The organism is Bartonella sp. B10 (genome assembly GCF_053794435.1).
In genome coordinates this window covers 639,888-656,346 of record NZ_CP200030.1, presented here as the reverse complement: position 1 = coordinate 656,346, position 16,459 = coordinate 639,888, and the positions used below count along the sequence as shown (strand labels likewise).

The 16,459-nt window shown below is 36.3% G+C and carries 13 protein-coding genes and 1 other RNA gene; 12 read left to right on the top strand and 2 right to left on the bottom strand.

The window, feature by feature from the left end:
• Window positions 1-9 precede the first annotated feature (9 nt).
• A complete protein-coding gene (locus tag V3565_RS02685) occupies window positions 10-1,932 on the bottom strand; it encodes a DNA polymerase III subunit gamma/tau (RefSeq protein WP_455478851.1) in 1,923 nt (640 codons plus the stop codon).
• A gap of 234 nt (window positions 1,933-2,166) precedes the next feature.
• Window positions 2,167-2,264, bottom strand: an RNA gene (gene ffs / locus V3565_RS02680) — signal recognition particle sRNA small type.
• Between the two features lie 738 nt (window positions 2,265-3,002).
• Between ffs and V3565_RS02675 the strand changes: the two genes are divergently transcribed.
• From V3565_RS02675 to V3565_RS02620, 12 genes are all read left to right on the top strand, one after another.
• Complete coding sequence (locus V3565_RS02675) at window positions 3,003-3,563, top strand: c-type cytochrome (RefSeq protein ID WP_455478767.1); 561 nt, start codon at window positions 3,003-3,005, stop codon at window positions 3,561-3,563.
• Between the two features lie 653 nt (window positions 3,564-4,216).
• Window positions 4,217-5,155, top strand: a complete 939-nt coding sequence (gene gshB / locus V3565_RS02670; protein WP_455478766.1) for a glutathione synthase — start codon at window positions 4,217-4,219, stop codon at window positions 5,153-5,155.
• Window positions 5,156-5,295: 140 nt separating this feature from the next.
• A complete protein-coding gene (locus V3565_RS02665) occupies window positions 5,296-6,342 on the top strand; it encodes a substrate-binding domain-containing protein (RefSeq protein ID WP_455478765.1) in 1,047 nt (348 codons plus the stop codon).
• A gap of 62 nt (window positions 6,343-6,404) precedes the next feature.
• Window positions 6,405-7,865: a phosphate ABC transporter permease subunit PstC gene (gene pstC / locus V3565_RS02660; protein WP_455478764.1), complete on the top strand. Its 1,461-nt coding sequence runs from the start codon at window positions 6,405-6,407 to the stop codon at window positions 7,863-7,865.
• Entirely contained in the window at window positions 7,862-9,154 is a 1,293-nt protein-coding gene (gene pstA, locus V3565_RS02655) for a phosphate ABC transporter permease PstA (protein ID WP_455478763.1), read from the top strand. Before pstC ends, pstA begins: the two co-directional genes overlap by 4 nt.
• Window positions 9,155-9,195: 41 nt before the next feature.
• Window positions 9,196-9,954, top strand: coding sequence for a phosphate ABC transporter ATP-binding protein PstB (gene pstB / locus V3565_RS02650; protein WP_455478762.1), 759 nt, complete (start codon window positions 9,196-9,198; stop codon window positions 9,952-9,954).
• Between the two features lie 21 nt (window positions 9,955-9,975).
• Window positions 9,976-10,698, top strand: a complete 723-nt coding sequence (phoU, locus tag V3565_RS02645) for a phosphate signaling complex protein PhoU (RefSeq protein ID WP_455478761.1) — start codon at window positions 9,976-9,978, stop codon at window positions 10,696-10,698.
• Window positions 10,699-11,159: 461 nt separating this feature from the next.
• Window positions 11,160-11,975 carry a cell wall hydrolase gene (locus V3565_RS02640; RefSeq protein WP_455478760.1) on the top strand — a complete coding sequence of 272 codons (816 nt, stop codon included), beginning with the start codon at window positions 11,160-11,162 and terminating at the stop codon, window positions 11,973-11,975.
• 29 nt (window positions 11,976-12,004) lie between these two features.
• On the top strand, window positions 12,005-13,252 hold the full coding sequence (locus tag V3565_RS02635; RefSeq protein ID WP_455478909.1) for an aminopeptidase: 1,248 nt from the start codon (window positions 12,005-12,007) through the stop codon (window positions 13,250-13,252).
• A 58-nt stretch (window positions 13,253-13,310) separates the two neighbouring features.
• Complete coding sequence (gene mutM / locus V3565_RS02630; RefSeq protein WP_455478759.1) at window positions 13,311-14,186, top strand: bifunctional DNA-formamidopyrimidine glycosylase/DNA-(apurinic or apyrimidinic site) lyase; 876 nt, start codon at window positions 13,311-13,313, stop codon at window positions 14,184-14,186.
• Window positions 14,187-14,269: 83 nt separating this feature from the next.
• The gene (locus tag V3565_RS02625; protein WP_455478758.1) at window positions 14,270-15,658 is read left to right on the top strand and encodes a dipeptidase; all 1,389 of its coding nucleotides are present in this window, start codon (window positions 14,270-14,272) and stop codon (window positions 15,656-15,658) included.
• Entirely contained in the window at window positions 15,659-16,279 is a 621-nt protein-coding gene (locus V3565_RS02620) for a ribonuclease D (protein WP_455478757.1), read from the top strand. It abuts the gene before it with no gap.
• Window positions 16,280-16,459: the final 180 nt, after the last annotated feature.

Sequence of the window (16,459 nt, the reverse complement as noted above, 5' to 3'; positions counted from 1 at the left end):
AAAGAATCCTTATTCATCATTAATATAGACTTCATTTTTAAAGGTATCAGGGAGTAAATCAAGATCATTTGCTTGTGTCTTCAAGCGAATATCAACAATTTTTGATTTTGGAAAATGATTGAGTATTTTTATAATATCAGGATTTGCTTGCGCATTGGAAAAAAGAATTTTTCGAACCGCTTCATCCTCTTCATGCAGTGTTGGTCCTCCTCCTTCATTGACAAGGGTTATAGTCCAGCGTTGTCCGGTATATTGGGACAACATCTTTTCTATATCACGTACAAGTGAATGTGGAGAATTTTCAGCAAGTCTTATGGTGATATGATTTGGTTCAAAAGCAACAGGATGCACAAATTCTTTCACAAATAATTTCAAAGGAATATCATTACACCGTTCAGCTAATTCAATGATATCGTGCAAAGAATCAATAGTTATGGTTTTTTGTTCAGTTATATCCTCTGTTATTTGCTTAGAAAAATCTGGGAAATCTGTAATATTTTTAGAAGAGTCAATAGAATAAGACATTTCAAGTGTCTTTATCATTTCAGAAGATTCTGTATCTTTAAGAGTTCGAATCTTTGATGAATCCTCTGTTTGTAAAGAGCCATCTAATTGGTTTCTAAAGGATGCTTCTAAATCTGTCTGATTTTGTGGTGTGTTTGAAATTTGTGAAGAAGAATGGGAATATGCATCTACTACCTTTGTCGTATTACTAGCTTTTGTGGATTTTTGATGAGAAGAATGTGGGATGATTGTAAGCGGTATGCTATCTTGATGCAGCCTTTTTAAAGCTTCATTAAGAGTTGGTAAATCGGCTGTGTGAGCAAGACGAATCAATAACATTTCGGTTGCTTGAAGCGGAAGCGTAGTCTGACTAACTTCCTGTATACCTTTCAGCAATATTTGCCAATTTCGGGATAAAATAGGAATGGAAAGTTTTTGTGAAAAATTTAAGCTTCTTAAACGCTCATCTTCAGTAAGAGAGAAATCCTCTGCTATATTTGGTGTAAGGCGTAAACGTGTAACTAGATGGTTAAAATTGGCTAATTCTGTCAATATAGCAAGGAGGTCAGCACCAGCGTTATATTGATAGTGTAATTCATGCAATGCATCTACAATATTGCCTTTCATGATAAATTCAAAAAGGTCAATAATACGTGCTTGATCAGCTAATCCTAGCATTGCACGTACTGTAACAGCACTTATATTGCTATTGCTATAAGAAATTGCTTGATCAAAGAGAGATAATGCATCGCGTACAGATCCTTCTGCAGCACGGGCAATCAGAGCGAGTGCTTCATTGTCTACTTCTACTTTTTCGTATTTAGCGATTTGGTGTAAATGTTTTATCAACATTTCAGATTCGATACGCCGTAGATCAAAACGCTGGCAACGCGAAAGAATAGTAATGGGAACCTTGCGAATTTCTGTCGTTGCAAAAATAAATTTCACATGCTGTGGTGGTTCCTCAAGTGTTTTCAATAAGCTATTGAATGCTTGTGTTGATAGCATGTGTACTTCATCAATAATATAAACCTTATAACGTGCAGAAACAGGACGATAACATATTTGCTCAATGATTTCACGAATATCATCAATGCCCGTATGTGAAGCTGCATCCATTTCAATAACATCAATATGGCGTCCTTCTATGATTTGTGTGCAATGTTCACCAAGTGTATTTAATACGGTAGTTGGTTGGTCTATATCTTTTGTTTTGTAATTTAATGCACGTGCTAAAATACGCGCTGTTGTGGTTTTACCTATTCCGCGAATTCCTGTTAGCATCCATGCTTGTGCAATGCGTCCTGTTTCAAAAGCATTAGTGAGGGTGCGTACCATAGCTTCTTGACCGATAAGGTCAGAGAAATTTTGAGGGCGGTATTTTCGAGCAAGAACGCGATAGGTTGTTTCTACCAACATATTTTCCATTAACGATTTCAATTTTGAATCTCTTTTGAGTACATTTTAATGATACAAAGGCAGGCCTTTCATTGTACTCTAATGTAAAAGGATTTTTTCTCAATAAATTTGTTCTCTAATAAAGAATAAGATCATATCTAAACACAATAAGTTCTTTTACTCAATTATACACAGATGCTGCCATAATTTGGCATGTTACATTCAATAATAACAAAAATATGATCCGTTTAGCAAGCGGGTAAGGTAGGAGGATGGTACAATGACCCGCACCAAAACTCGTTGGGGCTGCTTCTTTCCAGACCTGACCCAGTTGGCGAGCGGTTCGTCCATCACCAACCTCCCAAAACCATATTGTCAATTTAGAATGAAAAATCAAGTTAAGAAATAAAAAATATAGGAAGAATGAGAGAACATTGTTTCTTAGTTCTTATCCAGAGGATTGTAAATGTTTTTAGATTTTATCACTTTTCTTAGAATATGCTAATTTCTGAGATTCGTTTATGGATTTAGAAATGGGAGAATTGTCTTATTTAGATGCCGCTAAATTACCATGAAAAAATTTACAGATGAAGTGAGTTTGAATGAATCAGAGTACAAAATGCAGATTTGTTACGAGCACTAGATAATTTTAATTGTAAGGTACTAACCATTTTATGATGAGTTATCTCTGGCAGATTATTTTGCGCATTCAAAATTGTATTATAATGTCGTTTAGGGCTAATGTGGATTAAACTTTATAAATGCGATAAGATCCAGATTTATGATTGCTATGTGTTTATGATGTATTTGTGTATATAAGCTGTAACGATTTTATCTATATTGTTATGAGCCAGTGTGACAATAGTATGGCTCAGTTAGCTTTTCGTTTATTCAGCATCATGAATAGTTATTGATTCGACAGAGATTTTAAGTAAGTGCTTTGGAGGATGAATGGCTGGAGCCTATATAGGTAGAAAATAATCGGTTCAAAAATAATCGTAAAGTTCCAAATGCTGTGTGTGATGCATTTATAATGTTGTGTATTATAAAAAAGAGATTAGATTAAAAAATATAATGAAAATGCTAATTTTTTGATTTTTATGAAACGCTTGACAGTTTTTTATTTTATCTGCATTTGTCTATTTTTGCTGATTGTTTTGGTTGGAATCTTTATACTCAGTGATAAGGGCTACGATGGTTCTTCGTCTATCCAATATCTTCATAAAATTGAAGAAAACGATACTCTTAAGGAGGAACAGAAAATATCTGATCCTTTTTTGTCGTTGAATGACCGCCTTCAACAAGGAAGTTTTGAGAATGGACGTAAGATTTTTCGTCAATGTGCTATATGCCATACCTCTGGGCGTGATGAATCTGGTCGCGTTGGTCCAGCGCTTTGGGAGATAGTTAATCGTCCTTTTTTGGCAGAAGAGGGGTTTACTTATTCACGGGCATTACGTGCAAATTCTGATAAAAAATGGGATTTTATGACTTTGGATCGTTATCTGCAATCACCGCGTGGAGCATTTCCGGGAACAATTATGTCTTTTCGTGGGATAAAAAATGATCAAGATCGGGCTGATCTTTTGCTTTATTTACGTAGTTTATCTGATAATCCTGTTCCTCTGCCAGGGGATAATAAAGATCATGAATCAAATTAACTTATATCAAAAGTATCTACATTAATAAGAAGTACGATGGGTTATGAGTTTTTTATTATAATTTGTTTTTTACAAAATTATCAGAATGGCTTAATTTAAGATTGACGGAGTCAGATTATATTAGAAGATACAATAAAAACAGTATCCTATATTCTCTGGAATATTTTACTGATTATTTTGGTACTCATTGGTATTTTAATTACAGCATTTATTACCTATAATCGTTTAATTTATTCTTAGGGGGTATAAAAAATATTATCAATTATCTACAATAGATTAGTTGCAAAGAATTTACAGTTTAATGTTGTAAAATGAGTAGTTTATGGGAGTGATTTTGTTTGCAGCACATGTTAGAGTAGTTCTTAAAGTTAACAAATTTAAGAATAGACAATGATGGTAATAATTCTTACCTTTGTAAGGTATGAGCGCTTCCAAAAATATTCTAATCAGTGATTCTAAGGATATTAAGGCTTATAGTAGTCAGATAGGTTTGAACAAAAATACCGAAATTATTAGTAAAACAATAAGAATACGTGCTGCCTTGAGCTTGCGTTGTCTTGTATCATGAGTTTTCTACTGCCATAGTTCCTTTATTATTTACTAAATTTTAGCGTATCAGCTAGTCTACCGTCAGCTATATGGAGGTTTTATTTATGAAAATTGCCATTCAAATGGATCATGTTTCGACACTTAAAATTCAAGGAGATACAACATTTTCACTTGCTTTGGCAGCACAAGAACGTGGATATTCTCTTTTCCATTATACACCAAACTGTTTATCTATGCGTGATGGTTGTGTGATTGCACGACTAGAATCATTAACAGTGCGTGATGAAGAGGGAGACCATTATCAATTAGGTAAGTCTGTACGTACAGAATTGACGGATATGGATGTAGTTCTTTTACGCCAAGATCCACCTTTTGATCTTAATTATATTACTACAACTCATTTATTAGAACGCATTCATCCTAAAACGCTTGTCGTGAATGATCCGATATGGGTACGCAATAGTCCAGAAAAAATTTTTGTGACTGAATTTTCTGATTTAATGCCAGAAACGTTAATTACGAAAGATATTGAGGAAATAACAGATTTTAGAGCTATGTTTGGCGATATTATTATTAAGCCACTTTATGGTAATGGAGGGATGGGGGTGTTTCATTTGAAAAAGGATGATCGCAATTTTGCATCGCTTTTAGAAATGTTTACACAAAGTTATCGTGAGCCTTTTATTGTTCAGCGTTATTTGGATTCAGTACGAAAAGGAGATAAGCGGATTATTTTGCTTGATGGTACGCCTGTTGGAGCAATTAATCGGATTGCGGCAGAAATGGATGTTCGTTCTAATATGCATGCTGGGGGGCGTGCAGAAAATACTGATTTAACAAAACGTGATTATGAGATTTGCGAACGTATTGGTCCAATTTTGCGGGAAAGGGGTCTCCTTCTTGTAGGCATTGATGTTATTGGAGATTATATAACAGAGATTAATGTTACATCTCCTACAGGAATTCGTGAAATTAAACACTTTGGTGGAGCAGATATTGCCAATCTTTTCTGGGACATCATTGAATTGAAACGTTCAAATTAAATTTGTTTAAACCACGAGCCACATATGGTTTTTCTAAAAAAGTTACTAATGTCGCTTTTTATATTTTATCATACTGTAAATGTGAATTAAAATTTATGTCATCATATAGTACATTATCTCACATTTTAGGGAGTTTATGGATGAGCAGATTGTTATCTATTGGAGTGGGATTGGTTTTCGTGGCTGTGCTGTCAGTGAATATTGGTAATGCACGTGACCAGATTCAGATTGTTGGTTCATCTACAGTTTTACCTTATCAAAAAATTGTTGCGGAGATATTTGGAGAAATTTACCCTCATTTTAAGGTTCCAGTTATTGAGTCAGGTGGCTCAGGCGCTGGTATTAAGGAGTTCTGTCAAGGTATTGGGGAGCGTACTATTGATATCGTTAATGCTTCTCGAGCAATGAGACCAAGTGAGTTGCAATCTTGCTTTGATGCCGGTGTAAAAGATGTTGAGGAAATATTCATTGGGTATGATGGTGTTGTTGTGGCAACGGATGTTAATGGTCCTCATTGGAAATTACAGTCAGTCGATATTTATAGGGCACTAGCTGCTCAGGTTATTATAAATGGTAAATTGCAATCAAATAGAGTTTCAAAATGGAATTCTGTTAATAATACTCTTCCTAATTGGACGATAGCAGCTTATATTCCAGGAGAAAAACATGGAACGCGTGAAGTTTTTGAGGAAAAATTGCTTGCTGCTGGCTGTAAGGCTAGTGGAGCAGTTGATGCAATGAAGTCTTTAGGGATGGATGACAAGGCAATACATTCTGCTTGTGTTTCTGTACGTAGAGATGGAAAGGTCATAGATATTGATGGCGATTATTCTGAAACATTTGCTCGTCTAAATTCTAATAAAACAGGGGTTGGTGTTTTTGGTTTGTATTTTTATGAAAATAATGCTGATAAGCTAAAAGTTGCGGATATTGATGGTTTTTCGCCAACCTTTGAAACAATCTCTAGCGGTGAATATCCTGTTTTTCGTCCACTGTTTTTCTATGTTAAAAAAGCACATTTAAGTATTATTCCAAGTTTGCGAGAGTATGTTAACTTTTTTCTTTCAGATGAGATGATTGGTCCTGATAGCCCATTAGCTGAATATGGTTTAGTTGTTGCTTCTGAAAAAAAACGACAGGCGCAGCGCTCTGCTTTTTCTGCTGGGACAGTTATAAATTTGAAATAATTTTCTAAATTTGTAGTACGATAGTTTTCTGGATTGCTGTTTTGTAAAAATTGAAAGATGACATGCGCATTTTCTTCATTATTTTTCTGTTGTTAATTTTTGGTTTCGTTGGCTTTTATATCTCTTATATGCGGGCACGATACCTTGAATATGCACAATACAGGATGCATTCTCGTGCGTATTATCATGGCTGGTGGACATTTTTGATAACTGTTATTCCAGTCCTTATTTTCTTAATTTTTTGGGATTATGGAAGTGCAACTTATTTGGAGTACAGCGCTTCACAAGAGGTTAGGACGCATAATACACAAGTGACAGATGTTAGTAATCATGACTTTGTTTGGAGAACTGTTTGCGGTCTAGCTAAAATTATTCATCATTTTGAAGGCGACCTTTTTGCTTCTTCATATGAAGAAGTACGGGAACAATTACTTGCAAAGGGGTTTTTTTTATCTAGTGAAGCACCAGCTTATGTATTAGGGATAGCACATTCATGGCACGTTTCTTCTAAAAAATTGCACTTTGTTGGCTATGGTTTACAATTTATAATTGCGTTGTGTGGTTTTGTTTGTGGTATTATGCAAATTACTCCTAGTCAGCGTGCGCGTAATAAAGTTGAGGGTTTCATTGTTATAGGGTTAATTTGCGCATCCATAGTTGCTATTTTGACAACGGTAGGCATAGCACTCTCCATGTTTTTTCAAACGATAAGTTTTTTCCAGTCTGTATCTTTTTCAAATTTCTTTTTTGGAACAGTTTGGAATCCGCGTTTTTCAGTGAGTGGTTCAGGCAATGATATGGGAGAATTTGGTTTAATACCGCTTCTTGCAGGTACGATTTATATTGCATTCGTAGCAATGCTGTTTGCTGTTCCTATTGGATTATTTTCTGCTATTTATATGGCTGAATACGCGTCTACTCGATTTCGGTCAGTTGTAAAACCTTTGTTGGAGATTCTCGCTGGTATTCCAACAATTGTTTATGGTTTTTTTGCCTTAAAAATTGTAGGACCATTTTTACGAGATCTCTCTGTTGCTCTTTCTGGTGGTGTTGGTTTTATCATGGCGCAAAGTGTTTTAACAGCTGGTTTAGTAATGGGAATTATGTTGATTCCTTTTGTTTCTTCTTTATCAGATGATGTTATTACAGCCGTCCCACGTTTTTTACGTGAAGGGTCTTATGGTTTAGGAGCAACACAATCTGAAACGATTAAAAAAGTGGTTATACCAGCAGCACTTCCAGGGATTATTGGAGCAATTTTATTAACAGCATCACGTGCGATTGGGGAGACGATGATTGTAGTTTTAGCAGCAGGTGTTGCAGCAAATTTAACCCTTAATCCATTTGAATCAATGACTACAATGACAGTTAAAATTGTTAATCAATTAACGGGTGATTTTGAGTTTAATTCTCCACAAACTCTCGTAGCTTTTGCGTTAGGGATGACATTATTCATTATAACTCTTTTTATAAATATTTTTGCTCTTTACATTGTGCGTAGATATCGGGAACAATATGAATGAACGAGGTTTTTTTTTCGCATCGTCGCAATATTTGTATTAAACGTCGATATTGGGCTGAACGTCGTTTTCGCATATATGGTTTTATTTCCATTTTTATTGGTCTGTTTTTTTTATCTACTCTTTTATTGTCTATTATTAGTCAAGGATATACAGCTTTTTTTCACAGTGAAATGATATTACCGGTTTATTTGGATGAAAAAATTATTGATCCAAGTGGTCAACGTGAGATAAATCCACAGGTGTTAATAACTGCAAATTATCCACTTCTTGTTCGTAATGCTTTAGTAAAAAAGCTTGATATAGATAAAAACGATGAAGCATCATTGCGGGATGTTAGCCGAATGTTTTCGAGCAGTGTACGCGTTCAGCTGCGTAATATCATAGCAAAAAATCCAAAGCTGATTGGAACAACACAAAATATAAAAGTCTTAGCAGCAGCAGACATTGATTCTGCGTATAAAGGGCACATAAATCTGCATGTATCAGAAAAAAAACGCAAGGTCTCCAATCGCCAGATAGAATGGATGCAACGCTTGTCTCATGATGGTACATTTTATCAAACATTCAATTTTGGTTTTTTTACATTTGGTGCTTCAAGTCGTGCTGAGACTTCGGGATTAGGTGTTGCGATAATTGGTTCTTTCTACATGATCGCTATAGTTTTGATTATTGCACTCCCCATTGGGATAGCAACAGCTCTTTATCTTGAAGAATATTCAAGCAAAAATAAATTTACAGATTTTATTGAGGTGAATATCAATAACCTTGCTGCTGTTCCTTCGATTGTTTTTGGTCTTTTAGGGCTAGCTGTTTTTATTAATTTTTTTGGGTTGCCGCGTTCAGCATCTTTGGTTGGTGGTCTTGTATTAGTTCTTATGACTCTACCAACAATTATTATTGCGACACGTTCTGCTTTACGAGCTGTTCCTCTTTCTCTTCGTGAGGCGGCTTTAGGATTGGGAGCATCAAAAACACAAGTAATTTTTCATCATGTTGTTCCTTTGGCTGCGCCTGGTATTTTAACTGGTACAATTATTGGTGTTGCTCAGGCATTGGGTGAAACGGCGCCTTTGCTTTTGATTGGAATGGTTGCTTTTGTTGCGAATATTCCTACTACACCAATGGATCCAGCAACAGCTTTGCCTGTACAAATTTTCATGTGGGCTGGGGAAGCAGAGCGCGCTTTTGTTGAAAAGACGTCAGGTGCTATTATAGTACTAATGTTTTTTCTCGCTGTTATGAATGTTTTTGCTATTTTTTTACGTCGACGATTTGAACGGCGATGGTAACTTCTATAAGGTTTGTATCTTAAAGTAAGATGAGTTCTACAATGAAGATTAAAATGCGTGGTCAGGATGTGAAGGTTTTTTATGGAGACAAAGCAGCACTTCATGGAATTACTCTTGATATCCCTGAGCATCAAGTCACTGCTTTGATTGGTCCTTCAGGTTGTGGAAAATCAACTTTTTTGCGTTGTTTTAATCGCATGAATGATACGATTGAAGGAGCTAAAATAACAGGTCTTATTACCTTAGATGGAGAAAATATTTATGATTCGCGGATTGATGTCGTAGAATTGCGTGCGCGTGTAGGGATGGTTTTTCAAAAGCCTAGTCCTTTTCCGAAATCTATTTTTGAGAATGTTGCTTATGGTCCACGCATTCATGGTTTAGTAAAATCGCGTGCTGAATTGCATGATGTGGTTGAAAAAAGCTTAAGGCAGGCGGGTTTATTTGAAGAAGTAAAAGATCGTCTTCATGAGGCAGGAACAAGTTTATCAGGGGGACAACAACAGCGCTTATGTATCGCGCGTGCTATTGCAGTAAGTCCTGAAGTTATTTTGATGGATGAGCCTTGTTCCGCTCTTGATCCAATTGCAACAGCACGTATTGAAGAGCTTATTGATGCGTTACGGAAAAATTATACAATCGTCATTGTTACACATTCAATGCAGCAGGCGGCACGTGTTTCTCAGTATACTGCTATGTTTCATTTAGGGAATTTAGTAGAAGTTGGTGCAACTGAAATGATATTTACATCACCGCAAGAGAAATATACGCAAGATTATATTACTGGGCGTTTTGGATAGGCAAATTTAGGAGTATAGGATATGTCTATGAACCATACTGTCCGTTCTTATGACGCAGAATTAGAATATTTGAAAGCAAAGATTACTGCAATGGGAGACCATGCAGAAGGAATGATTGAACGTTCTGTGGCATCGATAGTGTGCAATGATTCTCAACTTGCTTCTGCAGTTATTACTGATGATTTATTTTTGGACGAAGCAGAACGCGATATTGATGAGAAAGCGATCACTATTATTTGTAAACGCCAACCTATGGCTGTTGATTTACGTGAAATTGTTGGGGCTATCCGAATTTCTTCTGATCTTGAGAGAATTGGGGATATGGCTAAAAATATTGCTAAGCGTGCGGTTGTTATTTCAGAAATACGTCAATCTGCAGCTTTTTATCGTAGTCTTGAAACAATCACAGCTTTAGCTCTCGATCAGTTAAAGGAAGTATTAAGCGCTTACACTGACCATTTATTGAATCGTGTTGATGCAGTACGTGAACGTGATGAGAAAATTGATGCTTTATATACATCTCTTTTCCGTGAGCTTCTAACTTATATGATGGAAGATACGCGTAATATCACGGCTTGTACGCATTTACTCTTTTGTCTAAAAAATATTGAGCGAATTGGTGATCATGTTACCAATATCGCTGAAACGCTACATTATATTATAACAGGTTATCATATGGTGTCTGAGCGTCCTCGTGATGATCTTACGTATAAAGTTGTAGTAGATGACAAGAAAACAGATTAAAGCTATGGCTTTAAAACATATATAAAATGCTTTTGTTATGAAAGATAAGAAATATTGATGATTTTTTTATACTATAACTGAAGCAGAGGCATGGTGTGTATGTTATGAGCAATGATAAAGAAACGAGTAGATCTTTGAAGTGTAGCATTAAAATTTTTTAATTCTTGGTTTTGTGCACACAAGTTATTGGATGATGTTTAAAAGCGTAATATTTCGTAGAGGATTTATTAATAATAGCAAGATTGATTGAATTTGTGCGATTTATGAAATAATAAAGGCTTTGGATGAAGAATTTTAGTTTTTCATTTTGCATAAGTGCTTTTTAATCGCTGCCTGTATCAAAAATTTACTAAGTGGTAACAGTTAATCGTGTATTTTCTTTTAAAATGTATTTAGAATTCATTTAAATCTTGAAGATTTTGGAATTATAGGAATGTGTTGTATAAAACGTATTGTATAAGATGAAGAAAGATTTTTGGACTGTTTTTATTATATGTTGTGTGGCACCGTTAGTTGTTGTGAGTTGTACTTCAGATCACTTCCGTATCAAAAAAGTAAATAATAACGATAAAATGGAAACAGTGGCATATCCATTAACAGAGCGTCAATGTCTTATGCGAGCGATGTATTTTGAATCAAATCGTACAAGTCGTGAAGGAATGATTGCAGTTGGAACAGTTGTTATGAATCGCGTTAATTCAACTGCTTATCCAAAAACGATTTGTGGTGTTGTTGGTCAATATAAACAGTTTGCTCCCGGTGTGTTGATACGTCCTATGACTGAGTCTGCATCTGTTGCTCGTGTTAAAGAAGCAGCGGATGCTGTTTTGCGCGGAGAAAGGGATAAAAAGGTTAAAAATGCTATGTTTTTTCATACTGCAGGTTTATCTTTCCCTTATAAAAACATGCATTATGTGCGTATCGCAGGGGGTAATGCATTTTATGAAAAACGAGCGCATGACGGATCGCTTCAAGTCCCCGCTAATAATCGTCCCTATGATGTTGCTTATGCTTTTGCTCAAGAACGTTCTGGTAACGCGCTGGATTCTATGGGTTTAAGCGTAGTAAATATAGAAACAAAAGAAAAGAAAATACAAAACGCGCATAATATGCCTTTTATTGTTGCGCAACTTGAAAAAATTCCTATCCCTACGCGTGCACCTCATCGTGCAGATAAGAGAAATGAAACCAAAACATTTATAGCATATGCTGTGCCTTCACAAAATCAGTTAAATTTGATTATTGCAATGTTAGAAGAAAAGCATAAAAGTCGGTAATTTTTCATAACTAAAAAAGGATATTGGTGATGTATCTCGAAGCCCATGAAGCAATTTCGCCTGAGATGCTTGATCGTCTTGCAGAACTTACGGTAAAAGTAGGGATCAATTTACAAGAAGGGCAGGATCTTGTTTTGACTTCTCCGGTTACAGCATTACCATTGGTTCGGCGCATTGCGCATCATGCTTATAAAATTGGTGCTGGTGTAGTTACACCACTTTTTAGTGATGATGTGTTATCACTTACACGCTTTGAAAATGCACATACTAGCAGTTTTGATTGTGCACCTTCCTGGCTTTATGATGGAATAGCCAAAGCTTTTGAAGGTGGAGCTGCGCGTTTGGCTGTTGTTGGTGATGATCCTTTTTTGCTTTCTAATCAAGATATGCAAAAGGTTGCACGTTTGAATAAGGCTACTTCTGTAGCTTATCAGCCTGCTCTTAAAAAAATATCTAATTTTGTTATGAATTGGTCGATTGTTGCTTATCCAACAGCAGGATGGGCTGCAGCAATGTTTCCTTCTTTACCGCTTAATGAGGCGATTAAAAAATTAGCTGATGCAATTTTTTCTGCTTCACGTGTTATAGAGGGTGATCCAGTCCATGTATGGGCTGTTCATAATGCGACTTTAAGGCAACGATCATCTTGGCTTAATGAACAACGTTTTTCTGCTTTGCATTTTATGGGTCCAGGTACTGATCTCATGGTTGGTCTTGCAGATGATCATGAGTGGCATGGGGGTGCATCAGTTGCTCAAAATGGTATTGTGTGCAATCCTAATATTCCAACGGAAGAAGTTTTTACCACTCCTCATGCTTACAAGGTTGATGGTTTTGTTCGTTCAACAAAGCCCCTTTCTTATCAAGGATCGCTGATTGATAATATTGAGATGCGTTTTGAGGCAGGGCGTATTATTGATGCACGTGCTTCGATGGGGCAAGAAGTTTTGCGACAGGTTTTGCAAAGTGATGAGGGGGCGAGCCGATTAGGTGAGGTTGCTCTTGTTCCACATTCTTCTCCAATTTCTCAGAGTGATCTCCTTTTTTATAATACATTATTTGATGAAAATGCTGCATGTCATATTGCTCTAGGGCAGTGTTATTCCAAGTGTTTTTTAGATGGTGCATCGTTGACAGCAGAGGAGATTGCTGCTCGTGGTGGTAATAAAAGTATGATCCATATTGATTGGATGATTGGATCATGTGAAATTGACATAGATGGTATAATGCCAAATGGTACAAAAGTTCCCGTATTTCGCAAGGGTGAGTGGGCTTAAGAATTGTTGTATTTTCAACGAAATTTTGTTTACAAATATTTAATCATTGGGACTATGGATGCCTGAGCTTCCTGAAGTAGAGACAGTACGTCGTGGGCTTGATCCGGTTCTGACTGATGCGAAAATTTTATCTGTAACACTTAATCGTCAGGATTTAAGGTTTCCTTTTCCAGAAGCGTTTTCTGAGCGTCTTGTAGGGAGAGTTATTTTAGGACTTGGCAGACGTGCGAAATATTTATTGTTTCATCTTTCACAGAATGAAACAATTTTGAGTCATTTAGGCATGTCAGGATCTTGGCGTATAGAGGATTATGTTTTAAGAAAAGAATCTTTTTCGGCAGGAAAATTGGCTATACATGATCATCTTATCATGAATGTTCAAGCAAGGAATGGTCAAGCTTATTGTTTGGTTTACAACGATCCTCGTCGTTTTGGATTTATGCATTTAACTGATACAGTGAAACTATATGAGCATCCGTTTTTAAAGAAGTTAGGACTCGAGCCTACGAGTAATGTATTTTCTGCTACTTATTTACAAAAGGCTTTTGCCAATAAAAAAGCATCTCTTAAAACAGCTTTACTTGATCAGTCTATTATTGCTGGTCTTGGAAATATTTATGTATGTGAAGCACTTTGGCGTAGCCACCTATCACCACGGCGCAGTGCATTTACATTAGCGCTAAAAAATATGCGTTCATGCGAGTGTGTGGAGCGTCTAGTGCAAAATATACGCGATGTGATTGCTGAAGCAATTTTTTCTGGAGGATCTTCTTTGCGTGATTACGTGCATGCAGATGGTTCTCTTGGTTATTTTCAACACTCTTTTTCTGTTTATGGAAGAGAAGGTAAGGAATGTTTGCGATGTGGGGTGCCTATTATGCGTATTTTACAATCTGGACGTTCAAGTTTTTACTGTCCACAGTGTCAAAAGTAAATAAAATGAATAAGGTATCTTGTAAAATCTTATAACGGGCTTAAAGTCACGGGTACAGTTTTCTGAAGATTAAGAGGTTCTTAATGTTAAATAAAGTGCTAGTACATATCGATAAGAATATAGAAAAGAGCCTGGATCGTCTTTTTTCTCTTTTACGTTTTCAATCAATTTCTACGGATTCAGCTTATAATGACGAATGCAGTAAAACAGCTGATTGGCTAGTAGAAGATTTAAAAAGTATAGGCTTTGATGTTTCACGTCGTGATACACTTGGTCACCCAATGGTTGTTGGACATCATCCAGGTCCTTCAGATAATTGTTTGCATGTACTTTTTTATGGGCATTATGACGTTCAACCTGTCGATCCATTGCATTTATGGGAAGATGATCCATTTGAACCTGCTTTAAAAGTGCGAAATGGCGAAAAAGTCATTTGCGCTCGTGGTGCTTCAGATGACAAAGGACAGTTCATGACTTTTATTGAAGCATGTCGCGCATTTAAGAATGAGACAGGCCAGCTTCCTTTAAAAGTTACCATTTTATTAGAAGGTGAGGAGGAAAGTGGTTCTTCTTCACTTGTTCCTTTTTTAAACGAAAATGTTGATGAATTGAAAGCTGATTGTGCATTAGTTTGTGATACATCAATGTGGGATGCGGACACACCAGCAATTGCTGTTGGCCTTCGAGGTATTGTAGGAGAAGAGGTTATTATTACAGCGGCAAATTGTGATTTACATTCCGGTTATTTCGGAGGTGCTGCTGCTAATCCTATTCGTATTTTAGCTAAAATTTTGGGTGGACTTCATGATGAAGAGGGGCGTGTAACTATTCCTGGATTTTATGATGGTGTAGAAGAAACACCTTCAGATATTTTACAATCATGGAATGAGCTTGATTGCAATGCTGGGACGTTTTTAGGCCCTGTAGGTCTTTCTATTTCTTCTGGTGAAAAGGGAAGGAGTATTTTAGAACAAATATGGGCTCGTCCTACAGCAGAAGTTAATGGTATAAGTGGTGGCTATGAAGGTGAGGGGATCAAGACAGTTATTCCGTCTAAAGCGAGTGCAAAGATTTCTTTTCGTTTGGTGCATAAACAAGATCCAGAAAAAATACGCCAGATTTTTCGTGATTATGTACGTCGCATTGTTCCTACTGATTGTACAGTTACATTTAAAGAACATGGTGCTTCTTCAGCTATTCAACTTCCCTATAATTCGCCTTTTATTGAAGCAGCAAAAGATGCGTTATCACAAGAGTGGGAAACTCCAGCTTTATTAACTGCTATGGGTGGTTCTATTCCAATTGTGGGGAATTTTCGATCAATTCTTAATATGGAAACTGTGTTAATTGGATTTGCATTAGCTGATGATCGTATTCATTCACCTAATGAGAAGTATAATTTAAAATCATTTCATAAGGGGCAGCGATCTTGGGCGCGTATCCTTACAACTTTAGCAAAAATAGGAGTATAGATGGCAGAGATTCGTGTTCATCAAGGTGATTTACCAAATTTGGATCATTATAAAATTGATGCTGTTGCAGTTGATACTGAAACTTTAGGGTTGCAACCATATCGTGATCGTTTATGTGTTGTTCAGCTGTCTCCTGGAGATGGTACTGCTGATATTATTCAGATTGCTAAAGGGCAAAAAAGTGCTCCTAATTTGGTTAAATTGCTTCAAGATAATGAGATTACTAAGATATTCCATTTTGGACGTTTTGATCTTGCTATTTTAGCGCATACATTTGGTGTTATGTCAGATGTCGTTTTTTGTACAAAGATTGCTTCAAAACTTACCCGTACTTACACGGATCGTCATGGATTGAAGGAAATTTGCGGTGAGTTATTGAATATTAATATTTCTAAACAGCAGCAATCATCTGATTGGGCAGCAGAAACGTTGTCGCGCGCGCAAATTGAATATGCCGCGTCGGATGTTTTGTATTTACATCGTTTAAAAAGCGTATTTGAGGAACGTTTAAAGCGTGAAGAACGAGAAGATATTGCGAAGACATGTTTTCAATTTTTGCCTATGAGGGCAAAGCTTGATCTTTTGGGATGGCCAGATGTTGATATTTTTGCGCATAGCTGAATTTATAAGTTTGCTTTTTAAATGAGGATTAGGAAGATTGTTGATAATAGGATAGAATATATGCACGTTATGGATATCTTGGCATGCTTATGGAATGCAGATGGTAGATCCTACATTTAATGTAAAGTATGTGTTATGCGACTAGAATTGAGATGAGGTATTGCAGTATAAAGTGCTTTT